Here is a 24,558-nt window from a genome sequence, read left to right as displayed (position 1 = left end):
TTCAGTTGTTACCGGTGGGTAACTTAATCAGAAGTAAGAACCCAACCGAATATCAGAACAGCCCCACGAGAAAAGGCAATGACGCACATGGGCCACTACAAGTCGAACGTCCGCGACCTGGAGTTCAACCTCTTCGAGCTCTTCAACATCCAGCAAATATTCGGCGGCGAAGAATTCCCCGAGCTGGACGAAGACACCGCTCGCACCTTCCTTGCTGAGATGCGCACCCTCGCCGAAGGGCCGCTGGCCGATTCGTTCGCCGAGGGCGACCGCAACCCACCGGTCTTCGACCCGGAGACCCACTCGGTGGCGATTCCCGAGGCCTTCAAGAAGTCCGTCAAGGCAATCACCGACGCCGGCTGGGACCGCCTCGGCCTGATCGAGGAACTCGGCGGCAGCCCGGTTCCGCGCTCGCTGATGTGGGCTGTCCAGGAGATGATCCTCGGCGCCAACCCCGCAGTCTGGATGTACAGCGGCGGTGCCGGTTTCGCGCAGATCTTCTACAACGTGGCCACCGACGAGCAGAAGAAGTGGGCCGAGTTCGTCGCCGAGCGCGGCTGGGGCGCCACCATGGTGCTCACCGAGCCTGACGCCGGTTCGGACGTGGGTGCCGGTCGCACCAAGGCCGTCAAGCAGGAGGACGGTTCCTGGCACATCGACGGTGTGAAGCGCTTCATCACCTCGGCCGACTCCGATGACATGTTCGAGAACATCATGCATCTGGTGCTGGCCCGCCCCGAGGGTGCCGGCCCCGGCACCAAGGGCCTGTCGCTGTTCTTCGTGCCCAAGTTCATCCCCAACTTCGAGACCGGCGAGCCGGGCGAGCGCAACGGCGTCTTCGTCACCAACGTCGAGCACAAGATGGGCCTGAAGGTTTCGGCCACCTGTGAACTGAGCCTGGGCCAGCACGGCGTTCCCGCCAAGGGCTGGCTCGTCGGTGAGGTGCACAACGGCATCGCGCAGATGTTCGACGTCATCGAGCAGGCCCGCATGATGGTGGGCACCAAGGCCATCGCGACTCTGTCGACCGGCTACCTGAACGCGCTTGAGTACGCCAAGACCCGCGTGCAGGGCGCCGACATGACGCAGCTGACCGACAAGACCGCTCCCCGCGTCACCATCACGCACCACCCGGACGTGCGTCGCTCGCTGATGACCCAGAAGGCTTACGCCGAGGGCCTGCGCGCGCTGTACCTCTACGCCACCACCTTCCAGGACGCCGTGGCCGCCAAGGCCATCAACGGTGTGGAGGCCGAGGAAGCGGTGCGGCTCAACGATCTGCTGCTGCCGATCATCAAGGGTGTGGGCTCCGAGCGTGCCTACGAGAAGCTCACCGAAAGCCTGCAGACCTTCGGTGGTTCCGGCTTCCTGCAGGACTACCCGATCGAGCAGTACATCCGTGACGCCAAGATCGACTCGCTCTACGAGGGCACCACAGCGATCCAGGCCCAGGACTTCTTCTTCCGCAAGATCGTCAAGGACCAGGGCAAGTCGCTGGCCTTCATCTCCGGCCAGATCGAGGAGTTCGTCAAGAGCGAGACCGGCAACGGCCGCCTGAAGGCCGAGCGTGCACTGCTCGCAACCGCTTTGGAGGACGTGCAGGGCATGGCGGCGACCATGACCGCCAACCTGATGGCCGCCCAGCAGGAGATCACTCAGGTCTACAAGGTGGGCACGGCCTCCGTACGCTTCCTGATGAGCGTCGGCGACCTGCTGATCGGCTGGCTACTGCAGCGTCAGGCCGCCGTGGCCATCGAGGCTCTGGACGGCGGTGCCACCGGCGCCGAGAAGTCCTTCTACGAGGGCAAGATCGCGGTTGCCTCGTTCTTCGCGAAGAACATGCTGCCGCAGCTCACCTCGACCCGGGCCATCCTGGACAACGTCGATAACGACATCATGGAGCTCGACGAAGCCGCTTTCTGATTCGCTGGTCACGAAGCCCCCGTTCTCCCCTGGGAGACGGGGGCTTCGTGCATTCCGGGGTACCTCCGTACTCAGACGACACATAGGGTTGCCGGTATGTCCCGCTACTACCGCGACCAGCAAGCCTGGAAAGACCTCCAAATGTTCCTGCCCGAGCGGCTGCGCCTCGACGAGTCGACGGCACCGCAGGAGGAGTTCTGGGACTGGCACGGTAACCACGTGCACCTTGATCGGTACCCCAATCCCGCGGCGTCGGTGAAGGTGGTATTGCTCCACGGAGTCGGCACCAACGGACGCCAGATGTCACTCATCCTGGGTGCTCCGTTGGCGCGCAGGGGTTTCGAGACCATCGCGATCGACAATTTGGGCTATGGCCTCACCGATGTGGCACCCGGCACGGTGCCGGGGTACGGCGACTGGGTGGACCTGGTGGTCGACTACCTCGAATACGAGCGGCGCCGCGATGTGCGCCCCATCGTGCTGTACGGGCTCAGCGCCGGCGGCATGCTTGCCTACCACGTTGCCGCCAAGGCACCGCGCGACACGGTGCGCGGGATCATCGGGATGACGTTCCTGGATCAGCGGGTGCGCGAGGTCGCCGACGGTACCGCGCATGACCTGCTGACCGCGCGGGTCGGTGTGCCGTTCCTTCGCCTCGCCGCCAAGACGCCGGCGCGGCGGGTCCGCTACCCCATGTGGCTGGCCGCGAAGATGAGCACACTGGCGAACAGTCGCGCGGCGATGAAGGTCTTCATGAAGGACCGCACCTCCGCCGCCAACTGGGTCAGCGTGAAGTTCCTGGCCGAGTACATGAGCTACGCACCCGCCGTCGAGCCCGCCGATTTCGATGTGTGTCCGATCATCCTCACCCAGCCCGACGAGGATCAGTGGACGCCCTATGAATTCAGCAAGCCGGTACTCGACCCCATCAGCAAGGTGCCGGTGACAGTGGTGCCGCTGGAGCGGGCGGGACACTATCCGCTGGAAGATCCGGGGCTGCAGCAGTTGGAGGATGCCGCCGTCGGATTCATCCGCGCCGTGGCCGGCTGACGCGCAGGCGCAAGGCACCCCACCAGCGCCTCGACACGATCCGCCAGCTCGGACACGGGCAGGCGCCCATCCAATTCCAGCGTGGCGCTCTCGCGTAGCAGCGGTTCGATCTCCCGCGTGTTCTGCGCTATCTCATTCCGCTCGGCCTCCGTGCGGCCGTACGGGTTGTCAGTACGAGAGCCCACGCGCGCGATTGCCACCCCCAGCGGCACGCTGAGCAGCACCACGTCGCCGAACCTGTCGTAGAAGTCCACCTGGTTGTCGACAGCGCCGGACACGACGACATCGGAATGCTCGTCCAGCAGTGCCGCCATCCGGGGCGCATCCCAGCTGCCGTCCGACAGCGTCCAGCCGTCGTAGTCGGTGTCGACGGTGCGAAGGCCGCGGCGGGCCAGCTCCTGTAACAGCATGGACTTCCCCGCCCCCGACATGCCGGTCACCAGCACCCGTGCCATATCTGAACCATATGCGGTGGCGGCTCGTTGACAGCAGGAGAAGAGTGAAACCCAACGGGAGGTGACGATGGAGCACGCAGCACGACGGATCATCGCGGGACTGATCGCTGCGGGAGCAGCACTCGCCGCCGGACAACTGGCTGCCGCCGCCATCGCACCGGATTCCGCGCCCTTCTACGCGGTCGGGAACACCGTTGTCGACCACACCCCTGCCGCCGTACGCGAATGGGTCATCGGCGTCTTCGGCACCTCAGACAAGGCCGTCTTGTTCACGTGCTTGTCTGCGATGATCGCCCTGCTTGCCACAACGGCGGGTCTGGTCGAGGGCAAGCGGCGATACGGCTCAATGCTCATCGGGATGCTCGGCGTGTTCGGAGCCTTTGCCGCGGCAACTCGCCCGACGGGAGAGTTCACCTGGATCTGGCCCTCGGTGATAGCAGCCGCGGCGGGCGTCCTGGTACTGCGCGCACTGGTCAACCCCGCTGGGGATCAGGATGCACCGGGCCGGCGCACATTCTTCGGGGCAGCAGCGCTTTTCGCGACCGGATCGGCGGGTGTCTATTGGCTCGGCAGTCGCTGGAGCAAGGGCACCGTGGTCGCCGAGGAACGTCGAGAAGCCACGGTTCCCGCACCCGTCGCACCCGCCCCTCCCGTGCCCGACGGCATCAACGTCAAGGGAGCGGTTCCCTACATCACGAGCAATGCGGACTTCTACCGAATCGACACGGCGCTGCGGGTGCCCCAGGTGACCACCGCCGAATGGCAGCTCAACATTCACGGCATGGTCGATCGTCCACGCACGCTGACATGGGCCGACCTGAACGCCATGGCGGCCACCGAACGCGCCGTCACCCTGACTTGTGTCTCCAACGAGATCGGCGGAGACCTCATCGGCAATGCGATGTGGACCGGCTTCCCCATCAAGCCGATTCTGGAATCCGTTGGCGTTCACGCCGACGCCGACATGTTGTTGTCCAAGAGTGCCGATGGTTGGACGGCCGGAACCCCGCTCGAAGTACTCACCGACGGCCGCGACGCCATACTCGCCATCGCGATGAACGGCACCCCGCTACCCGTCGAGCACGGCTACCCCGTCCGCCAAGTGGTCCCCGGGCTGTACGGCTATGTGTCCGCGACCAAGTGGGTTGTCGACTGGGAGATCACACGATTCGACAAGGCAGATGCGTACTGGACCGTCCGCGGCTGGTCGGCTCGCGGCCCCATCAAGACGGGCTGCCGCATCGACACACCCCAGACCGGTCGACGCCTGGACACCGGTACGCAGATCGTGGCGGGGACAGCATGGGCGCAGCATCGCGGCATCACGAAGGTGGAGGTGCGAGTCGACGACGGTCCGTGGCAGCCCGCCCGCCTGGCTCCGGAATACTCCGTGGACACCTGGCGTCAATGGTGGTTCGGCTGGCAGGCAACACCGGGTGAGCACATCATCACCGCACGGGCCACCGACGGCACCGGGTCGGTGCAGACCGATCAGATCGCCTCGCCGGTGCCCGACGGAGCGACCGGATATCCGAAACGGCTGGTGACCGTGGGGTCCTGACTAGACGAACTCCACGATGCTTCGAATATTCTTGCCCTGCTTCATGTCTCGGTAGCCCTGCGCGACGTCGTCGAGAGCATAGGTGCGGGTCACCATCTCGTCGGTTTTGAGCAGGCCACTGGCGAATAGACCCACCATGGTGGGTACCGCCTCGAACGGGCTCCAGTTGCCGTAGATGACACCCTTGATGGTCTTCTGCATCAGCGTCACCATGCTCAGATCCAGTGACACCTCTTCGGGCCGGAACGCACCCATGCTCGTCATGGCCACCGTGCCACCCTTACGGATGGACGCGACAGCGTCGGTGAGATTGCCCGGCTCCATCCGCCCGACCGTGATCATGGTGGAGTCCGCGCCCTGGCCGTTGGTGTAGGAGCGGGCACACTCCGCCGCCTCATCCATCGTCGCGAAAGTCTCTGTGGCACCGAATATCTTCGCCGCGTCACGTTTGAACGCCACCGGGTCGACCACCACGATGTTGGCCGCCCCGGCATGCGCAGCGCCTTGGACCGCGGCAGCCCCGACCCCGCCCAGTCCCATCACTATCACCGTCTGACCAGGTTTGACTCCGGCGGCATTGACCGCGGTACCCCAACCCGTTCCCATCGCACACCCCAACAGGCACAACCGATTCAACGGCAATTCCTTGGGCACCTTGTATGCCGACTGCACCGATACGGTGGTGTACTCGCTGAATGCCGAGAGCCCGAGCTGCTGCCCGCAAGGCTGTCCATCGAGCCGCATCCGATAGCTGGTCGGATCGTCGAATCTGGATCCGGTGAGCGCGTATGCCCCAGCGTCGCAGAGCTGTTGCATCCCGCGTGAGCACCACAGACAGCGCCCACAGGCAGGCAGGAAGGTCAGCACCACATGGTCGCCGACGGCGAATTGAGTTGTGCCCGCGCCGACTTTCTCCACGACACCCGCACCTTCGTGGCCACCGCACATCGGCAGCATCTCCACCGGAAAGTCGCCTGTGGTGATGTGGTCATCGGAGTGGCATAGCCCCACGGCCACCATCCGGACCATGATCTCGCCGGGGCGCGGGTCCTCCACTTCGACCACACAGGGCTCGTATTCCCCTGGCGCACTGCGCAGAACCGCAGCGCGGGAACGCCGATAGCTCGTCATACACCCGCCCGCTGGGCTCGCCGGACGGCAGACGGTTCGCCTTTGTCGTGCGCGGCGAAATTGGTCAGCTCACGTCCACACATCCTGTTGATCACCCGCTGGTGTTCGCGGGCATGGTAGGCAAGCGGGGAGTAGGTGACACGCTCGGGCAGGATTCGATAGGCCACGCGGTATGCCGCGAAGAACCTGTTCAGCAGGCGCTCGTCCCGTGGTGACCAGGAGACACCGAGTATGTCGCGTACCCGCTGATCCATGGCTCCGAACGTCAAGACGAAGAAGATGCGGGAAACCGGTGCCAGTACAGGCCTTAACGCCGCCACCATCAGATCCGACGGAAACCAACGCGGGAGCCGACGAACCAGCGGCGAATCCGCGATTTCACTCAAGGGGCCGACAAGCTTCCCCAGATTCTCGGCGACAGCAGGATGGTTGATGAGAACCTGCCCCACCAAACGGTCGTAGTACTCCCAGAATTCGGCACGCGTCGTGGGATATCCACGCTCGGGCACCTGAGTAATGCGGGCCAGTAGCCGATTGTCCTGAAAAAGCCGCTCGTCTTCCTCGTCGGTCAAGTCCCGCCCCAGGAATCGGGGCGTCACCCGGCGGGCCGCCACATATGCCGTGGCGATCACCCAGGCATACGCCTCGGGGTCGAGCGCGCTGATGTGCCGGCCCTGCCTGCCCCCGGTCTCGCCCTGCATCTGCAGTGGCCGATGCATTCTGCGCAACCAGTAACCCTGCTCGATCGCGGCCTTGCCCCCGAAGATCCACTGCTGCACCGCGTCGAAGGACCGAATCGCGCGCCCCGCAGGATCCCGATCTGCCACCGAGTACCGATCGGTCACGTCGCCGATGACCGGATGCATGCCCTGCATGATGAAGGCGGCGCCCACCGCGGGTAGATACAACCATTGACCCCCCAGCGTGGCGGTGAGGCCGAGCGGGTCGAACAGCTCGGGCACCGGCTGTGCCCAATCGCTCGCTGTCGAATCATGCGATACCGGGGAGTGGGCCACTGCGGTCACAACGAAACCTCCTTGTGTCGTTGACCCGAAAGCTAACCTGAACTCCAGGTCGCATATAAGTCTCATTTGGGAGATCTCATGGCTCTGGACAACCCCAGCTCAGAGCTTCGCAAGGCGCCACAGCAGCATCGCTCTCGGGAACTAGTCGCAAAAATTGTGGAGGCGACGGGGAAGCTACTGGCGGCTGAGGGGCCCGAGGCGATCACTACGAATCGCATCGCCGACATCACCGGGATCAGCAAGGGATCGATCTACCAGTACTTCCGCACAAAAGACGACATCATCATGGCCGCGATCCGGGATGCTGCCGAGCGACAGCTTCCGACGGTCCGTTCCGCGCTGGCGGCCAATGCCCTGGCCCCGCCACGACAGATGATCGACTCCGCGATCGATATGTTGATCGCGTTCACCACCGAGAACGCCGCGGTTCTTCGCTACCTCTCCAAGAATCCGGAGTTCGCCCGCGAGGTCGAGGCCAGCTCAAACATGCCGGTGCTGATGCAGACGATGATGACCCTGCATGTTCAGCAGTATCGCAAGGACTACCACGCCGATCTCGAGTCGGAGACCATCGCCTGGCTCTTCATCAACTCGGCGATCACCACCACGTTGTTCTTCTTCGAGTCCGGCACTCCTGTAGACCTCGAACAGCTTCGGCGGGGGCTCAAACGGACGGCGTCGGGCCTACTGGTCGAGGCGTCGCCGTACCCAGCAGGCCCCTAAAAATTAGGTAGCCTCGCGCCGCCGTCGGGTCGGGGGGTCGGACGGTGGCACGAGGCTACCCATGTATCGACACCCACTCCGGGAGTGTTACACCCTGCCCAGAAAATCTTGAAACTTTTTTTCACGATGCCTTAGGAACGCCAAAACCCCCGGTCACAGGCTGACGCCGAGGACCGGGGGTCTGGACTAGCGGTCTAGAACACTCAGGCTTCCAGGATGGCGGTCACACCCTGACCACCCGCGGCGCACACCGAGATGAGGCCGCGGTAGGTACCGGTCCCGCCGTTCTGAGCTTTCTTCTCGGCGAGCTGCTTGGCCAGCTGCGCCACGATGCGGCCACCGGTGGCCGCGAACGGGTGCCCGGCCGCCAGCGAGGAGCCGTTGACGTTGAGCTTGCTCCGATCGATGGCGCCCAGCGGCTTGTCCAGGCCGAGGCGCTCCTTGCAGTAGTCCGCCGACTCCCAGGCCTGCAGCGTTGCGAGCACGACCGAGGCGAAGGCCTCGTGGATCTCGTAGAAATCAAAGTCCTGCAGGGTAAGACCGTTGCGGGCCAGCAGACGCGGCACCGCGTAGGTCGGGGCCATCAGCAGACCGTCGGGACCGTTGATGTAGTCCACAGCCGCGGTCTCACCGTCGACGAAGTAGGCCAGCACCGGCAGACCGCGCTCGGCGGCCCACTCCTCGCTGGACAGCAGCGCCACCGAGGCACCATCGGTCAGCGGGGTGGAGTTACCCGCGGTCATGGTGGCGTCGCCGTGCTTCACGCCGAACACCGGCTTCAGCGTCGCCAGCTTCTCCACACTCGAATTCGGGCGCAGGTTGTCGTCGCGGTACAGCCCCAGAAACGGGCTGATCAGATCGTCAAAGAAGCCACGGTCGTAGGCAGCGGCCATCTTCTGGTGGCTGGCGGCGGCCAGGGCATCCTGGTCGGTGCGCTTGACGCCCATCTGTTTGGCGGTGATGGCGGCGTGCTCACCCATCGACAGTCCGGTGCGCGGCTCGCCGTTCTGCGGGATATCGACCCCGAGGGCGGCCGGCAGCTTGCCGAGCAGCTTGAGTCGGGTGACGTTGTCCTTGGCACGACGGATCGCCAGCAGAGTGTGGCGAAGGTCATCACCGAAGTTGATGGGCGCATCGGAGGTGGTGTCCACACCACCGGCCAGCACCGACTCGTAACGGCCCAGCGCGATGCCGTCGGCACCCACGATGGCCGCCTGCAGACCCGTGCCGCAGGCCTGCTGCAGATCGAAGGCCTGGGTGTACGGCGACAGCGGGCTGCCCAGCACCGATTCACGGGTGAGATTGAAATCACGGCTCAGCTTGAGGACGGCGCCCGCGATGACGGCGCCCAGACGCTCGCCCTTGAGGTTGAAGCGATCGGATGCCCCAGTGATAGCGGCGGTCAACATGTCCTGGTTGGAGGCGTTTGCGTACGCGCCGTCCGAACGTGCGAAGGGTATGCGGTTACCACCGAGAACCGCGACGCGGCGGCGACCTTGCGAAGCGTCTGACTTGCGAGCCGAGCTAGTTGCCACTTGTCTCTCCACTGTTGAGGGGGCAGGATTACCGAGCATTCTTACTCTGGAGTAAGTTCTTTGTCGAATTCACCCTAGACCAATCACGGACAACCACTCGCTCAACCATTAAGGAATGGCACATGTCCCCCAAGCTCACTGACGACCTCTACGCGCTGCTGGTCAACTCCGGGCCCGGCAACCTGCTCGCCGGCCGCCTGGGTATCCCGCAGCCCGAGAAGCTGCGCCGCTACAAGAAGGGTCAGCCCGCGCTGGCCGGCCCCGTGCTGATCGGCGGCGAGGGCCGCCTCGCCGAGCCGCTGCGCGCCGCCTTGGCCGACGACTACGAGCTGGTCTCCAACAACCTCGGCGGTCGCTGGGCCGACAAGTTCGGTGCCCTGGTCTTCGACGCCACCGGGATCACCACCCCGGTAGAGCTCAAGCAATTGCACGAGTTCTTCACGCCGCTGCTGCGCAATGTCGGCAAGTCGGGTCGCCTGCTGGTCATCGGTACCACTCCGGACAAGGCCGCCACCACCGATGAGCGCATCGCCCAGCGTGCCCTGGAGGGCTTCACCCGCTCGCTGGCCAAGGAGTTCGGCAACGGCGCCACTGTGCAGCTGGTGTACGTGCACCCCGATGCCAAGACCGCCGCCACCGGCCTGGAGTCGACCGTCCGTTTCGTCCTGTCGGCCAAGTCCACCTACGTGGACGGACAGGTGTTCTACGTGGGCGCAGACGACTCCACCCCGCCCGCCGATTGGGACAAGCCGCTGGCCGGCAAGGTCGCCATCGTGACCGGCGCCGCCCGCGGTATCGGTGAGACCATCGCCGAGGTGTTCGCCCGTGACGGCGCCGCCGTTGTCGCGATCGACATGCCTTCGGACGACCTGACCGCTGTCGCCCAGAAGGTCGGCGGAACGTCGTTGGCGTTGGACGTCACCGCAGCCGATGCCATCGACCAGATCACCGCGCATCTCAAGGAGCACCACGGCGGCAAGGCCGACATCCTGGTCAACAACGCCGGCATCACCCGCGACAAGCTGCTGGCCAACATGGACGATGCACGCTGGGACTCCGTCATCGCCGTGAACCTGCTTGCCCCGCAACGCTTGACCGAGGGGCTCATCGAGAACGGCACCATCGGCGACGGTGGACGCATCATCGGTCTGGCCTCCATCGCCGGCATCGCCGGTAACCGCGGCCAGACCAACTACGGCGCCACCAAGGCCGGCATGATCGGCATCACCCAGGCGCTGGCCCCGTCACTGGCCGAAAAGGGCATCACCATCAACGCCGTCGCGCCGGGCTTCATCGAGACCAAGATGACCGCCGCCATCCCGCTGGCCAACCGCGAGGTGGGTCGCCGCATCAACTCGCTGAACCAGGGTGGCGAGCCGGTGGATGTCGCCGAGACCATCGCCTACTTCGCCAGCCCCGCTTCGAATGCGGTGACCGGCAACGTGGTTCGGGTCTGCGGCCAGTCTTGGCTGGGGGCCTGACATGGCTCAGCCGTCCGGGCTTCAGAACATGGTGATGGCGGCAGTGGGTGCACTGCCGTTCATCCCACGTCCCGCCACCCTGCCCACCCGCGTGGTGCGCACCCAGGGCGTGAAGATCGACCCCGCGAATGTGGCCGCCTACGCGCAGGTGACCGGTCTGACCTTCTCCGACAAGGTGCCGGTGACCTATCCGTTCACCCTGCAGTTCCCGTCGGTGATGTCGCTGGTGGCGAGCCTGGACTTCCCGTTCCCGGCAATCGGCACGGTGCACCTCGAGAACCACATCACCCAGCACCGCGCCATCACCGCGACCGACGTCGTCGACATCGAGGTGCGGGCCGAGAACCTGCGCGAGCATCGCAAGGGTCTGCTGGTCGATGTCCAGACCGACATCACCATCGGGACCGACACGGTATGGCAGCAGACCATGACGTTCCTGCGCCAGCAGCGCACCAGCCTCTCGGGCGGGCCGAAGCCCGAGCCGCCGAAGGCCGTCAAGCTGCCGCCGCCGAACTCGACGCTGCGGATCAGTGGTGGCCAGATTCGCCGCTACGCGTCGGTCGGCGGGGACCACAACCCGATCCACACCTCGTCGATCGGCGCCAAGGTGCTGGGCTTCCCCAAGGCGATAGCTCACGGAATGTTCACCGCTGCAGCAGTTCTCGGTAACATCCAGGGTGAGATTCCCGACGCCGTGCGCTATGACGTGAAGTTCGGCAAGCCGGTCCTGCTGCCCGCCGCGGTGGGCGTGTGGATCGACAAGGATGGAAACGGCTGGGACATCGCCGTCCGCAATCCGCGCAACGGTGATCCCCATGTGACCGGGAGCATCACCCCGCTCTGATCAAACACCTTCCGAGGGCCCGCGACCGCATTCCGGTCGCGGGCCTTCTGCGTTCCGGCGCGGAAGTACACGCACGGTGTGCCCACCTCTATGCGACAACCGGGACACCCCAGTGCGGTTGTCGCATAGAGGTGGGCCGGAGGGCTATATCCCTCGAGAACGCGTCCCACTCCGATGCGATGAGTTGTCGGATCCGGGGCGGTCTCTTCGTCGTAGAGGTAGAGATCCCCTCTGGACATAGGAGCCCATCATGACCACAGCACTCGGCCCCCTCGAGACCGTCGCCAACGCCCGCGCGGCCCTACACGAGGTCGTCAGCCGACTCACCGAAGCAGACAACGACAAGCAGACACCCAACGCCAAGTTCACCGTCGCCCAGCTCACCGAGCATCTGCAGAACTCCATCACGCTGCTCGGCAGCGGAGCCGGTGTCGACATCGCCGTCACCACCGAGGGTTCCGCGGCCGACCGACTTCTGCCCCAGTCGCAGGCAGCAGTCGACGCCTGGCAGCGGCGCGGCATCGAGGGGACGGTGACCCTGCCGATCGGCGAGTACCCCGCCGAAGTCGCCGTTCGCATCCTGAGCTCGGAGTTCCTGGTCCACGCCTGGGATTACGCCGCCGCCACCGGTCAGGAGTTCGATCCGATGGACGAGCTCACCGACAGCGTTCTGGAATCGGCGCGCATGATCATCCAGCCGGAGCGCCGCGATGGGGACTTCTTCGCCGAAGAGGTACCGGTATCCGACGACTCCTCGAACCTGGTGAAGCTCATCGCCTTCACCGGCCGCAACCCCGAATGGTTACCGGCAAGCTAACCCGAGTAATACTCACGCTGATCACGACGGCTGTACTTCGGCGAACCGATCGTTACGATCGCTCGTCACTTCCTGCAGCAAATTCAAGGAGTACGTCGTGCCGGCAGACGAGGATCATCCAGAAGCGCCACCCGTCGACTGGCGGTCGCTGCTGCGGCGGCTCCCCCTGTTGAATATCCTCGGCGTGGTCGCCGTCCTTGTGGCGGCGACCCTGGTGGTGGTCAAGAATCTGCCCGACCACCGCACCGATCAGCTGCTCAACGTCTCGTACGATCCGACGCGCGAGCTCTACAACGTTCTCGACGGCACCTTCACCAAGCGGTACAAGGACAAGACCGGCAACACGATCGAGATCAAGCGCACCAACGGTGGCTCGGCCCGGCAGGCCCGCAGCGTGCTGGACGGCAGTCAGCGCGCGGATGTGGTGTCGCTGGCGTCCGTCAGCGACGTGGACACGCTGAGCCTGCGCGGGCTGATCGCGCCGAACTGGCGGCAGCGGCTGCCCAATAACTCCGTCCCGTACACCTCGACCATCGTCTTCGTCGTCCGCAACGGCAATCCGCGCGGTATCCATGACTGGCCGGATCTCGTCAAGGAAAACGTCTCCGTCATCACGCCGAATCCCCGCACCTCCGGCAATGGACAGCTCTCCGTGCTGGCGGCCTGGGGATCGGTCGTGACACGAGGCGGGACGGAGACGGACGCGCGTGCCTATCTCGCCGCGCTGTTCCGGAACGTCGCGGCCCTCGACAGCGGCGCGCGCGGAGCCACCAACACGTTCTCGGTGCAGCGGCTGGGCGATGTGCACCTGACGTGGGAGAACGAGGCGATCAACGAGGTCGACGCCAACAAGAACGAACTCGAGATCGTCTATCCGCCGGTGAGTATCCGCGCCGAACCCGCAGTCGCCTGGGTAGATGCCAATCTGGGCGATGCCAAACGGGCCGCAATAGCCAAGGCCTATCTGGAGTATCTCTTCACCGACGAGGCACAGGAGGTCGCCGCTCAGCGCGGCTATCGTCCGTTCAAGCCCGAAATCCTTGCCCGCCACAGTAATACGCTGCCCGCGATCACCCTGTTCCCCATCACCGCGATCGCGTCCAGCTGGGATGACGCACGTCAGAAATTCTTCTCCGACAACGGAATCTACGAGACGATCCCGCGCAACACCGATCGCGGCACCACGACCTTCGCCTCCGACAGACAGGGGCGTTAGATGCCTTCGACACTGGGACTATTCGAGAACTACGACGCGCTCAAGGCCCGGCGTGACATCGTCGCCGGTCTCACCGTGGCGGCGATTTCACTCCCGCAGGCCATGGCCTACGCACTGATCGCCGGGGTCGACCCCAAGTACGGCGTCTACTCCGCGATCGTGGTCACCACCATCGCTTCGATATTCGGCTCCTCGTCGCACCTCATCAACGGACCGACCAGCGCAATCTCGCTACTGGTGTTCAGCTCGCTGGCCTTCTTGGATCCGGAGAACCGCACCGGACTGTTCGAGGCGCTGTTCCTCTTGGGAGTCCTGGTGGGCACGATCCAGATTCTCATCGCCGTCTTCAAGCTCGGCGATCTCACCCGGTACATCTCCGAGTCCGTCGTCATCGGATTCATGGCAAGTGCCGCCCTGTTGCTCGCCATCGGCCAGTTGGCCAACGCAATCGGCGTGCGAGACAAGGGAGATGGGCACATGCAGGTGCTGCAGCGCGCCTGGCTCACCCTGTTCCACGGCGATGCGGTGAACTACCGGGCGCTGGTCTTGAGCGTCTCGGCGGTGGTGTTGGCCGTGCTGCTGCGCCGGCTGGTCCAGCGCTTCGGACTGCCGCAGATCGACATGCTGCTGGTCCTGATCGTCACCGCCGTCATCGCCTACGCCTACGGCTGGACGGTCCCCGACGGGACTGGGCACACCGATGTGAAGATCTCCGGCAAGATTCCGGCCAGTCTCCCGGAATTCCATATCCCCGAGGTACAGGTGAGCACCCTCGGCGAGCTGTCGCATGGCGCGCTGGCCATCGCGTTCATCGGCCTGATCGAGGCGTTGTCCATCGCCAAGGCCATCGCGCACCACACCGGGCAGCAGATCGACTACAACCGGCAGATCCTCGCCGAAGGTCTGGCCAACTTGACCGGCGGCTTCTTCCAGAGCTTGCCCGGCTCGGGCTCGCTGTCACGTTCCGCGATCAACTACCAATCGGGTGCTGCCACAAGGTTTTCCGGAATCATCAGTGCGGCAACAGTAACCATCGCACTGCTGCTCTTCGCTCCCCTGCTCCGCTATATCCCACAGGCCGCCCTCGCGGGCCTGCTGCTGGTCACCGCCGTGCGGTTGGTGGACTTCCGGCGGCTCGCCTACGCGGTGAAGGCGTCACGATACGACGCCGGCCTGGTCATCATCACGGCTCTGGTTGGTGTGGCCGTGAACCTGGACACCGCGGTACTGGTCGGCGTGGTGCTCTCGATCCTGTTGTTCGTGCCCCGCGCGGCAAAGCTCAAGGCGGCCGAACTCGTGGTGACAGACGAGGGTGTCATCCGCGAGCGGACCCCACAGGACGGCACCGCCGGTGCGGGGTCACCCGTCATCTACGACCTGGAGGGTGAGCTGTTCTTCGGTGCGGCACCAGAACTCGATCGCTATCTGGAGGCGCTACACGCCCGGATCCGCGACGAAAATCTCAAGGTGGTCATCCTGAGACTGAAACGGGTGCGCCACCCCGACGTCGTCTGCATCGAGCGTCTCGAACACTTCATCAGGGACCAACAAGGGCTCGGGGTGACCGTCCTACTGGCCGGGGTTCGCCCGGATTCGCTTGCGCTGCTCAAGAATGTCGGATTCACCCAATGGCTGCCGGCCGAGCAGGTCTTCCCCGAGGAGGACAAGGAGTTCTCAGCGACGCTGCGGGCCGTCAGGTACGCGCAAACGCGGTTGGAGGAGAGACCCTCGGACGCGACGACGCACCAGGAGAAGCTCTACTACCTGGTGTGACGGCTTAGGCGCGCTTGGCCACGGGTTCATCGCGTGGACGACCGCGCAGACCGCGCCAACCCAGGTTGAGCAGCGTGTCCTTGGCGCTTTCGACCTTGATATCGCCGGTGGCCACTCGCGATGCGACGGCCTCACCGCCGCCGACAAGCGCCACGGCCATGGCGTCGTAATCGGTGTCGGGATCGATCTCCGGGGAAGCGGCCTTGATCAGCCTGGCCACCAATTCGATGATCCTGTCCCGGCCCTCACGCACCTGCTTGGCGAAAAGCTGCGTGCTGGTGGCCTGTCCGTAGATCACGATCCACGAAGCCCGGTGGGTATCGACGTAGTCGAGAAACGATACAACCGTGGTGCTCAACACATCTCGAGGCGATTGGGTCAGATCGATATCGCCACGCACCGCTTCCACGAACCGGCCGAGTTCACGACGCAAGCAGGCTACGAAGAGATCTTCCTTGGAGCCGTAATACAGGTAGAGCATCGGCTTGGAAATCTTGGCCGCCGCGGCGATGGCATCCATCGAAGTATCCCGGAAACCGTTGAGCGCGAACTCTTGCACCGCGGCATCCAGCATCTGCTGCTCCCGAACAGCACGGGGCAGCCGCTTGGTACCACCGGCCATTGCTGCCTCCGAGCTTCGGACGTGAACGCGAACTTACTCCAGAGTAAGCTACTGGGTAGTTCGACTATTACATACGTCCCACTGGAGCGGGCTGACTCTGCCCAAATGGAGTGTTTTTCTCTCCGCATCTAGGGTAGCGCGCAAACGTCATCCTCCGGATACCCCCACCCCGTACTATGCGCCGCGTGGACTTCACCCTCGCACTAACCCCAGACCTGGTGGCCGTCTTCCTCACCCTGTTTGTGCTGGAGGTGGTGCTGGGTATCGACAATGTCATCTTCATCTCGATCCTCGCCAGCAAGTTGCCCGCCGGCGAGCAGGCGCGGGCGCGCAATCTAGGACTCACGCTGGCAATGGTCATGCGCGTCGGCCTGGTCTTCCTGGCGGGCTGGATCATCACCCTCAAAGAAGACGTTCTCGAACTGTTCGGCCACGGCTTCTCGATCAAGGACTTCATCCTGATCGCCGGTGGGCTGTTCCTGGTCTACAAGGCCGTCCACGAGATACACCTCAAGCTCGAAGGTGCCACAGACGAGAGCGAATCATCCACCGGAGGAACCACATTTAAGTCCGTATTGGTGCAAATCCTGCTGTTGGACCTGGTGTTCTCACTCGACTCGGTGATCACGGCGGTCGGCATGACAAGCAACATGATCATCATCGTCACCGTCGTGGTGCTCTCCTTCGCGATCATGCTGTTCGCCTCCCGGTTCGTCTTCGCCTTCGTCAATCGGCATCCGACGGTCAAGATGCTCGCGCTGTCCTTCCTGCTACTCATCGGGGTGTTCCTCATCGCCGACGGATTCGGCATCAAGATCGACAAAGCCATGATCTACGGCCCCATGGCGTTCGCGATTCTCGTCGAGGCGCTCAACCTGCTGGCCGCAGCACGAAAAGCCAAGCAACACAATATGACCCGTCAGCCCGTTGCCCTGAGGCCCAGTTATCCAGGTGTCAACGAGTCCGTAGCGATCGCGGCGGCCACATCCGCCAGCCCCAACGCGGGTTCTGTCGGGCTGTCCCGAAAGCCAGTCGACGGCGCCGGGGGCGATGAGCGCGCGGGTCTGGGCTAGCGGGGCACCGCACGCACGCGCAGCTCCGCCAAACCACGCAACGAACTGTTGGTGGTCCATCGCGGCTCGTCGGTGATCTCGATGCGTTCCACCCGACTGACGAGCTCACGCAACACGGCCTGTCCCTCCATGCGGGCCAGCCCCGCGCCCAAACACAGGTGCACACCCGAGCCGAACGCCACATGCTGACTGATGGGCCGGGCGGCGAGAAAGCGATCAGGGTCCTCGAACTCGCGCGGGTCGCGGTTGGCCGCACCCCACAATAGGGCGACGCGCGACCCCGCCGGAATCACCGCGTCACCTACGCAATAGTCCTGTGCCGCAGTTCGATAGAAGTTCTGAATCGGCGAGGAGTAGCGCAGCTGCTCCTCCACCGCTCCGGCAAGAAGCTGCGGGTCGGACCTGACGAGCTCGAACTGGTCCGGGTTCTCCGACATGGTTAGAAACATGGTGCTCAACAAATTCGTGGTGGTCTCGTTGCCCGCCAACAGGAGCAGTAGCGCGAAGTAGAACAGCTCGTCGTGGCTGATCTGACCCTCGCCTGCATCGGCAACCAGCTTGCCCAACATGGCGTCTGACCCCAGCAGATTGCCCTTGCCGAGCTGGGTCATGAAGTAGTCGTGCAGATGCCGAACTCCGTTGAGAGTCCCCGGAACCTGACCAACACCCCTGAGGGAGAACTGCACATCGGCGACGCGGACCGACTCGTTGGACCAGTGGCGGAAAAACGCCTCGTCTTCGGGTGGTATGCCCAGAATGTGCGCGATCATCCGCATCGGCAAGGGAACCGCAAGATGTTCAACGACATCTCGACCAGGATTGTTGAGCAGGTCGGTCACCAGCTCGGCGGCCAGCTGGTCCACGGTGGGCGCCCAGCCCTCCAGGGCTCCGCGAGTAAATCCGGGCAGCGCCTTGCGGCGCAGTTCGGTATGTCGTGGCCGGTCCATATTCAACAGGACGGGCACATCAAACCGGGCCCGCACCACTCCATCTCGATTCGACAGCAGCGCGTCGTTGCGGGCGGCCGCCCGCACATCCTCGTAACGGCACAGGATGAAGATGTTGCGCTTGCGGTTGTAGTGCACGCGGCCGCCGGCCAGCAGTGCCCGATAGCCGACGTGAGGATTGGCCGCGGTGTGCGGATCCATGGGATCGAAGGTGGTCTCCTGCACGCCGGGGAACACGCGGCGGCGCACCTTGGCACGCAGTTCATTCGACGCATTCGTCACGAGGGACCGCACCACCGGGCTTGTGGTGGTGCGCACCAGTCGCATGTCGTGTTTGAGCGTCATTTCAGGTGATCCACAAGCTCCCCATTGGTACCGAAGAGCCTTTCTTGCCATTCGACCAGGAGGGCGTTGGTGTCGATGTCATCGGGATGAAATCCCCTGCGCATGAATGGCTTCATCTCCCGATAGAAGCCGCGCAGCAGGGGACCCCGGACCACACCAACGGTTTCGCGCAGCACACGCCATGGCTGCTTTCGGCCGACAGGATCGGTGGTCAGGATCGAAACCCAGGAAGAGAGCACGCCGACCGGTATCACGATATTGGCCAGCACCCGCATCATGTTGATACGTAACGTTTCTGACCCACCAATGGTGCGGTAGACATCGAAGGCAACCGACTTGTGCTCCAACTCCTCGATGGCGTGCCAGTTGAGCAGATTCTTGATTTCGGGATCGGTCATCATGTGCTGCAGTTCCGGACGACTCAGCACGTTCTCGGCCAGCACCGCGGTGAAGTGCTCGGCGCCGACAGTGAACGCCAACAGCAGGTGCCGGAACCTGCGGCACCTGTCCGGGTCGGGGTATTGCTCGTCGAGAAACTTCTCCATCCGTTCGGTGCTGTTCAGGATGTACTCGAACCACGCCGTCGGATAGCCCATTTCAGCGAGTTGCTTGTTGAGATCGCGGTGATGCAGCCCATGTGTCATTTCCTGGCCGATAAACCCGGCTACCCGCTTCTTCAGATCGGGATCAGTGATCTTGTCGCGATACCGTCGCACCGAGCGGACGAAGATGTCCTCCCCTGGCGGAAATACTGCCGACAGGAACGCCACCGTATGACTGAACGCGATGTCGTTGTTCGCGAAATACCTTTGTGCAGAATCTGGCTCATCGAACCGGAATGCGATCCGTCGGGTCTTCGGGTAACTCGCCTGGGCAGCGACGGTCATGGGGATCCTCTCCATTGACGTTCCAGATATAAACGTAACGGAAACTTCCGTAACGGACAATGGGGTAATCTTTAGACCTGATGGACCTGACTATCGACCAGCTGGCACAGCGGGTGGCCATGACGGCGCGCAACATCCGTGAGTGGCAGACGCTCGGACTGGTACCCCCTCCCGAGAAGCGGGGCCGCGTCGGCATCTACTCCGACGAGCACGTCGCGATCATCAACCACGTCAAAAACCTGAAATCCCAGGGCTTTCCGCTGGATGTCATCCGCCGGGTCATCGATTCCGGCAGCGGCTCCGAAGACAGCGTCCGCAAGATGGTCACCGAGGCCCTCAGCCCCTTCGCCACCGGAGAGCCGGTGGTGATGCCGCGCGCCGAGCTGCTCACCCGCCTCGGCGCGGGAGCCGATGCGATCCTCACCGAGGCGGGATTGGTATCCGATATCGACAGAAAGACCGTGTCGGTTCGGGACTCCGAGACCCTCGACGCGGTCGACCTACTCGTCACCGCGGGTATGTCGTTGGCCCGCATATCCGAGACGCTGCACGAGGTGAACCGGCTCCAGCATCAGATCGCCCAACTACTTCTCGGCACCTACCTGACCGACGTGTGGCAGCCCTTTACCGAGTCCGGCTATACCTCCGGGGATTGGGACACGATCGCCGAAAATGCCGCGCAGGCAAAACAAGTGGCCGTCACGCTCGCCTCTCGACTCTTGGCGCGGGCCCTCGATGACGCCGTCGACCCGATCCTGCTGCAACAGGCCAACGAGGCCGAAGCGGTGCTGGAGCGTGACCGCCCGGCCTCGTCTGCCTGATCTCAGTCGACCTCGCCGCAGCCGCGGTCCAGGCCACGCACCTCGATGGGGCACCACACCGCACGGGATACCTCGGCCGCCCACTGCTGGGCCTCGGCCAGCGTCGGCACATCGATGATGCTGAATCCACCAAGCTGCTCCTTGGTTTCGGTGTACGGCCCGTCGGTGGTGGTGTGGCCGGATGCGCCGGCGACGACCATCGTGGCGGTGTCGGCAGGCTGCAGACCGGCCGCGAACAGCCACACCCCCGCTTCCTGCATGCGACGGGTGAGCGCCTGTACATCGGCGCCAATGGTTTCCAGCGCCGACTCGTCGGGCTGGACCGCACCGGGCGCGTAGACGATCGACAACATGTAGCGGCTCATGTCAGGCCTCCTGGTCCTGGAAGGGACGCACCTCGACAGGCTCCTCGCAGGCCGCCGATCCTTCGGCAGCCCACTTCAGGGCCGCGTCGAGGTCCGGGGCATTGATGATCCAAAAGCCGCCGAGATGTTCCTTGGTCTCCAGGTACGGGCCGTCGGTAGCGGTGACCTTGCCGCCCACGCTGCGGACCACCGTCGCATCCGACGGTTCGGTCAGCCCATTGGCGAAGACCCAGACGCCGGCCTCCTTCATCTTCTCGTTGACCGCGCCGGTCTGGGCGTACAGCCGTTCCATGTCCGCGTCACTCACGTTGACGGCGTTGTTGGCGTAGCTGTGAACCGAGAGCAGGTACTGCTTCATGGTCGTCCTTTCCTATCCGTATCTGGCGATCGGGCGCCCTATCGGCTTCCCTTCAACCTCACCACGAATAGACCTCCCCGGAATCGACACCTCATCGAGAAATTTTCACAAGATCGCAGAAGATCTCACGATTGGTCGGTGAGGTACTGCTGACGACAGGCTCGGCGCGCGATTTTTCCGCTGCTGGTGCGCGGGATGGCACCGGCCTGAACCAGCCGGACGTCGGCGACCGGCAGGGTGTGCCGACGGGAGACGGCGGCCCGGATCGCATCGACGATGGGGCCGGGTTCCGCCCGTCCGGCTCCTGCGGCCCGTTCGGCGACGATGACCAACCTCTCGCCGGCACCATCGCCCGCATCCACACCCGCGGGCAGATCGTTGGCCGGCACAGAGAAGGCCGCCACGAACCCGCGCCGCACCACCGGCGAGGCATCTTCGACGGTGGCCTCGATGTCGTGGGGGTAATGGTTGCGGCCGTCCACGATCACCAGATCTTTGACCCGGCCGGTGATGTACAGCTCGCCGTCGACATACACACCGAGGTCGCCCGTGCGGAACCAGATGGCGCCCGGTTCGGTGCCGGTCGCGTGACTGCCCTCGTTCAGGCGTGCCTGCAGCTTGTTATGGAAGGAGAGGTCGGTCTCCTCGGGCCGGCCCCAGTAGCCGCGACCAATGTTGTTGCCGTGCAACCAGATCTCGCCGATCTGGCCGTCAAACAGCTCCGTCTCCGTGCTGGGGTCGACGATGACCGCCCACTGGCTGCGCGCGATCTGTCCACAGGACACCTGCGGCATCGCGTTCTCGTGCGCGGCATCCACCCGGGTGGCGTACCCAGCGCCCAGCTGCTCACGATCCACGTAGATGACGGAGGGTTCCGCATCGGGGGCGATGGAGGAGACGAAGAGCGTGGCCTCGGCCATCCCATAGGACGGCTTGATCGCGTTCTGCGGCAGCCCATATGGAACGAAGGCTTCATTGAACTTACGAATCGACGCGATGCTGACCGGCTCGGAACCATTGATGAGCCCGGCCACATTGCTCAGATCCAGGGTTTCGCCATCCTTCGGTAAGCCCCGCTCGGCGGCAAGCTCGAAGGCGAAATTCGGGGCTGCACCGAAGGTGCGGCCCGCGTGGGACGCGGCGGCCAGTTCTTTGATCCAGCGGCCGGGTCTGCGCACGAAAGACATCGGCGACATCAGCGTCATGCGGCCACCGCATAGCGGGAACATCAGCATCAGCAGGCCCATGTCGTGATACAGCGGCAGCCAACTTGCGCCCCGCACATCCACATCCAGGCCAACCGAGATCACCATCTGCAGCACGTTGGTCATCACCGCACGATGGGTGATCTCCACACCGGCGGGCACCCGAGTCGAGCCCGACGTGTACTGCAGGTAGGCGATGTCATCGGTATCCGGAGTCACCCGTTCATAGGTCGCACCCACCGAGTCCGGCACGCCATCGACAGCCAAAATCCGGGGCCGACGTTCACGCGGCAGCCTGCGGATGAAGCTGCCGACGGACTCCGCGGCCGCCTGGTTGGTCAGCACGACCGTCGGGTGAGCATCGGTAAGGACAGCGTCGAGCCGTTCGGCGTGCCCGGGAAGTTCCGGGGCGAACAGGGGCACCGCGATGTTCCCGGCCTCGATGGCGGCGAAGAAACCGATGACGTAGTCCAAGCTCTGCGGGGCCAGGATCGCGACCCGATCACCGGGTTTGGTCACCTGTTGAAGCCTCGCCGCCACCGCGCGAGAACGCGCGCGGAGCTGCGGCCAGGTCAGGTCAGCGGGCACACCATTGGGGTCGCTGCTGAAATCCAGGTAGCGGTAGGCAAAAGTGTCGTGCGGTCCGTCGACAGCGCATTCCAGATAATGGTTGACGGTGTAGCCGTCCGGCAGCGAGATCGCACCGGTCTCATCGAGGTACTCCTCGACGCGCAACCCTGACACAACTGAGTTCATCGCAGCCTCCGCGTAGCCGTAACTACGACAGCCGGTGAACGAGCAGCAATGAACAAGCCATCACGCTTTGCTACGGTCCCGACCGAACGTAGATGGTACGTGACGTACCAGTTGCAAACGGTACTCGATGTCCCACTAAGACGCCGTGTCTAAAAAGGCCCGAGAGCACATTGTTCACTGTGCGTTTTGACACCCCGGCATGGTGATGTGACGGGTATGACCGCTGCGGCCGTTTTCGGCATTCCCTTCCGGCCGGGGCGCTATTAGACTCGTGCCAAATAGCATTCAGCGTTGGAGGCACTATGCGAACCAGGGATCAGCTCAAGTACTGGTCGCGGTGGGCCACCATGCATGGCATCAGCCGCGCAGCGCTACTGACTCAGGTACGCAAGATGCCCCTGGCGGCCTTGCTCCTCGGTCCCGACCGCGCCGAGAAGCACTACCAATACATCGAAGAGATCCGTGCACAAGGACCGATCGCTCCCACCCGTGCGACCGGCCTGGTGTTCACCGGGCTGGACATGACGCGCGAGATCCTGCGGGACAGCCGCTTCATCACGGCGTCACCGAACAACCTTCCCTCCCCTGTGCTCCCGCCCGGCCTCTCGCGGTGGATCTACGCACGAACCGAACCCGGCCTGCCCAACCCGGTGGAGCCGCCCGCGATGCTGGCCGTGGATCCACCAGAGCACACCCGGTTCCGCAAGCTGGTGTCCAGGGCCTTCACCCCGCGCGCCGTGGGCAAGTTGGAGGATCGAATCCGCGAGGTCACCGTTGAACTGCTCGACAACTTGGAGAAGGGCGAGCGCGCCGATCTGCTCGAGGATTACGCCTCTCAACTTCCCGTGGCCATCATCGCCGAGATGCTCGGCGTACCGCGTGCCGACGCCCCCTTCTTGCTGGCCTGGGGCAATCACGGCGCCACTCTGCTCGATATCGGAATGCCTTGGGCCGCATACCGAGAAGCTACTCGAGCACTGACCGAGATCGACTACTACTTCGACGCCCACCTGATCCGGCTGCGCAAGGAACTCGCACAGGACCCCACCATCGACGGCATCCTGGCCAGCATCGTGCGCGACGGCGGCCTGAACGACCGAGAACTCAAGGCCACCATGGCGCTGCTCCTGGGCGCAGGATTTGAGACGACGGTCAACTTGATCGGGAACGGCATCGTGGCCTTGCTTCGCCACCCCGAGCAGCTCTCCCATCTGCGGGAGAACCCGGAGGGCTGGCCCAACGCCGTCGAGGAGATCCTGCGGTACGACTCGCCGGTGCAGCTCACCGCGCGGGTGGCCACCGAGGCCGTCGAATTCCCCGGGCACACCCTCCAGGCCGGCGCGATGGCGGTACTTCTTCTCGGCGGAGCCAACCGCGACCCGTCAGTTTTTGACGAGCCCAATGCCTTCGATGTACGCCGCGCCAACGCGCGTGAACACGTGGCCTTCGGCAGCGGTGTCCATGTCTGCCTCGGAGCAAGCCTGGCCCGAATGGAAGGCGTGGTGGCGCTGCAGTCGCTCTTCGAGCGCTTCCCCGACCTCGCCCTGGCTGCCGATCCCACCCCCGGTGAGCACGTCAATCTGCACGGCTTCGGAAGTCTGCCGGTGAACCTCGGCCGCGCTCGGGTGCGGGCCAGCAGCTAATC

Annotated in this window: 22 protein-coding genes; 12 read left to right on the top strand and 10 right to left on the bottom strand. The window is 64.1% G+C overall.

Going from position 1 to position 24,558, the window contains the following annotated elements; all coding sequences use genetic code 11:
• Positions 1 to 87 precede the first annotated feature (87 nt).
• Positions 88 to 1,923 (top strand): acyl-CoA dehydrogenase, encoded by a 1,836-nt coding sequence (locus tag BKG76_RS13345; protein WP_070938060.1) that lies wholly within the window; start codon positions 88 to 90, stop codon positions 1,921 to 1,923.
• A gap of 96 nt (positions 1,924 to 2,019) precedes the next feature.
• On the top strand, positions 2,020 to 2,973 hold the full coding sequence (locus tag BKG76_RS13340) for an alpha/beta fold hydrolase (protein ID WP_070938059.1): 954 nt from the start codon (positions 2,020 to 2,022) through the stop codon (positions 2,971 to 2,973).
• Here the strand turns inward: BKG76_RS13340 and BKG76_RS13335 are convergent.
• Complete coding sequence (locus tag BKG76_RS13335; RefSeq protein WP_109420724.1) at positions 2,898 to 3,428, bottom strand: AAA family ATPase; 531 nt, start codon at positions 3,426 to 3,428, stop codon at positions 2,898 to 2,900. The genes BKG76_RS13340 and BKG76_RS13335 overlap by 76 nt on opposite strands.
• 67 nt (positions 3,429 to 3,495) lie before the next feature.
• Between BKG76_RS13335 and BKG76_RS13330 the strand changes: the two genes are divergently transcribed.
• Positions 3,496 to 4,989, top strand: coding sequence for a molybdopterin-dependent oxidoreductase (locus tag BKG76_RS13330; RefSeq protein WP_070939203.1), 1,494 nt, complete (start codon positions 3,496 to 3,498; stop codon positions 4,987 to 4,989).
• On the opposite strand, the gene BKG76_RS13325 is transcribed toward BKG76_RS13330, so the two are convergent.
• Both BKG76_RS13325 and BKG76_RS13320 read right to left on the bottom strand, forming a co-directional pair.
• Positions 4,990 to 6,120: an NDMA-dependent alcohol dehydrogenase gene (locus BKG76_RS13325; RefSeq protein WP_070938058.1), complete on the bottom strand. Its 1,131-nt coding sequence runs from the start codon at positions 6,118 to 6,120 to the stop codon at positions 4,990 to 4,992.
• Positions 6,117 to 7,145 carry an oxygenase MpaB family protein gene (locus BKG76_RS13320; RefSeq protein ID WP_236737571.1) on the bottom strand — a complete coding sequence of 343 codons (1,029 nt, stop codon included), beginning with the start codon at positions 7,143 to 7,145 and terminating at the stop codon, positions 6,117 to 6,119. Before BKG76_RS13320 ends, BKG76_RS13325 begins: the two co-directional genes overlap by 4 nt.
• A 78-nt stretch (positions 7,146 to 7,223) precedes the next feature.
• Here BKG76_RS13320 and BKG76_RS13315 point away from each other — a divergent pair, with 78 nt between their 5' ends.
• The gene (locus BKG76_RS13315) at positions 7,224 to 7,868 is read left to right on the top strand and encodes a TetR/AcrR family transcriptional regulator (protein ID WP_083338032.1); all 645 of its coding nucleotides are present in this window, start codon (positions 7,224 to 7,226) and stop codon (positions 7,866 to 7,868) included.
• Between the two features lie 203 nt (positions 7,869 to 8,071).
• On the opposite strand, the gene BKG76_RS13310 is transcribed toward BKG76_RS13315, so the two are convergent.
• On the bottom strand, positions 8,072 to 9,403 hold the full coding sequence (locus BKG76_RS13310) for an acetyl-CoA C-acetyltransferase (protein ID WP_070938056.1): 1,332 nt from the start codon (positions 9,401 to 9,403) through the stop codon (positions 8,072 to 8,074).
• 122 nt (positions 9,404 to 9,525) lie between these two features.
• Here BKG76_RS13310 and BKG76_RS13305 point away from each other — a divergent pair, with 122 nt between their 5' ends.
• The 5 genes from BKG76_RS13305 (at position 9,526) to BKG76_RS13285 (ending at position 15,534) form a co-directional block, all read left to right on the top strand.
• Positions 9,526 to 10,884: a 3-oxoacyl-ACP reductase gene (locus BKG76_RS13305; RefSeq protein WP_070938055.1), complete on the top strand. Its 1,359-nt coding sequence runs from the start codon at positions 9,526 to 9,528 to the stop codon at positions 10,882 to 10,884.
• Position 10,885: 1 nt separating this feature from the next.
• A complete protein-coding gene (locus BKG76_RS13300; protein ID WP_070938054.1) occupies positions 10,886 to 11,728 on the top strand; it encodes a MaoC/PaaZ C-terminal domain-containing protein in 843 nt (280 codons plus the stop codon).
• A 250-nt stretch (positions 11,729 to 11,978) separates the two neighbouring features.
• A complete protein-coding gene (locus BKG76_RS13295; protein WP_070938053.1) occupies positions 11,979 to 12,545 on the top strand; it encodes a TIGR03086 family metal-binding protein in 567 nt (188 codons plus the stop codon).
• 97 nt (positions 12,546 to 12,642) lie between these two features.
• Positions 12,643 to 13,761, top strand: coding sequence for a sulfate ABC transporter substrate-binding protein (locus BKG76_RS13290; RefSeq protein WP_070938052.1), 1,119 nt, complete (start codon positions 12,643 to 12,645; stop codon positions 13,759 to 13,761).
• Positions 13,762 to 15,534: a SulP family inorganic anion transporter gene (locus BKG76_RS13285; RefSeq protein WP_070938051.1), complete on the top strand. Its 1,773-nt coding sequence runs from the start codon at positions 13,762 to 13,764 to the stop codon at positions 15,532 to 15,534.
• A 4-nt stretch (positions 15,535 to 15,538) separates the two neighbouring features.
• On the opposite strand, the gene BKG76_RS13280 is transcribed toward BKG76_RS13285, so the two are convergent.
• Positions 15,539 to 16,156, bottom strand: coding sequence for a TetR/AcrR family transcriptional regulator (locus tag BKG76_RS13280; RefSeq protein ID WP_070938050.1), 618 nt, complete (start codon positions 16,154 to 16,156; stop codon positions 15,539 to 15,541).
• Between the two features lie 185 nt (positions 16,157 to 16,341).
• On the opposite strand from BKG76_RS13280, the gene BKG76_RS13275 reads away from it, so the two are divergent.
• Positions 16,342 to 17,229 carry a TerC family protein gene (locus tag BKG76_RS13275; RefSeq protein WP_070939201.1) on the top strand — a complete coding sequence of 296 codons (888 nt, stop codon included), beginning with the start codon at positions 16,342 to 16,344 and terminating at the stop codon, positions 17,227 to 17,229.
• On the opposite strand, the gene BKG76_RS13270 is transcribed toward BKG76_RS13275, so the two are convergent.
• Positions 17,226 to 18,521 (bottom strand): cytochrome P450, encoded by a 1,296-nt coding sequence (locus tag BKG76_RS13270; protein ID WP_070938049.1) that lies wholly within the window; start codon positions 18,519 to 18,521, stop codon positions 17,226 to 17,228. The genes BKG76_RS13275 and BKG76_RS13270 overlap by 4 nt on opposite strands.
• The gene (locus BKG76_RS13265) at positions 18,518 to 19,408 is read right to left on the bottom strand and encodes a metal-dependent hydrolase (protein ID WP_070938048.1); all 891 of its coding nucleotides are present in this window, start codon (positions 19,406 to 19,408) and stop codon (positions 18,518 to 18,520) included. The genes BKG76_RS13270 and BKG76_RS13265 overlap by 4 nt, the downstream gene beginning before the upstream one ends.
• 80 nt (positions 19,409 to 19,488) lie before the next feature.
• Between BKG76_RS13265 and BKG76_RS13260 the strand changes: the two genes are divergently transcribed.
• Complete coding sequence (locus tag BKG76_RS13260) at positions 19,489 to 20,229, top strand: MerR family transcriptional regulator (RefSeq protein WP_070938047.1); 741 nt, start codon at positions 19,489 to 19,491, stop codon at positions 20,227 to 20,229.
• A gap of 2 nt (positions 20,230 to 20,231) precedes the next feature.
• Here BKG76_RS13260 and BKG76_RS13255 read toward each other — a convergent pair whose 3' ends face one another.
• The 3 genes from BKG76_RS13255 to BKG76_RS13245 form a co-directional block, all read right to left on the bottom strand.
• On the bottom strand, positions 20,232 to 20,594 hold the full coding sequence (locus BKG76_RS13255; RefSeq protein ID WP_070938046.1) for a YciI family protein: 363 nt from the start codon (positions 20,592 to 20,594) through the stop codon (positions 20,232 to 20,234).
• Between the two features lies 1 nt (position 20,595).
• Positions 20,596 to 20,952: a YciI family protein gene (locus tag BKG76_RS13250; protein WP_070938045.1), complete on the bottom strand. Its 357-nt coding sequence runs from the start codon at positions 20,950 to 20,952 to the stop codon at positions 20,596 to 20,598.
• A 125-nt stretch (positions 20,953 to 21,077) separates the two neighbouring features.
• On the bottom strand, positions 21,078 to 22,913 hold the full coding sequence (locus BKG76_RS13245; RefSeq protein ID WP_070938044.1) for a fatty acyl-AMP ligase: 1,836 nt from the start codon (positions 22,911 to 22,913) through the stop codon (positions 21,078 to 21,080).
• A 302-nt stretch (positions 22,914 to 23,215) separates the two neighbouring features.
• On the opposite strand from BKG76_RS13245, the gene BKG76_RS13240 reads away from it, so the two are divergent.
• A complete protein-coding gene (locus BKG76_RS13240) occupies positions 23,216 to 24,556 on the top strand; it encodes a cytochrome P450 (RefSeq protein ID WP_070938043.1) in 1,341 nt (446 codons plus the stop codon).
• The last annotated feature ends 2 nt before the right edge of the window (positions 24,557 to 24,558 follow it).

This window comes from Mycobacteroides franklinii (genome assembly GCF_001853795.1).
Taxonomy (GTDB): Bacteria; Actinomycetota; Actinomycetes; order Mycobacteriales; family Mycobacteriaceae; genus Mycobacterium; species Mycobacterium franklinii.
The sequence above is the reverse complement of the archived record's forward strand: the minus strand, read 5'-3'. Positions and strand labels throughout refer to the sequence as shown.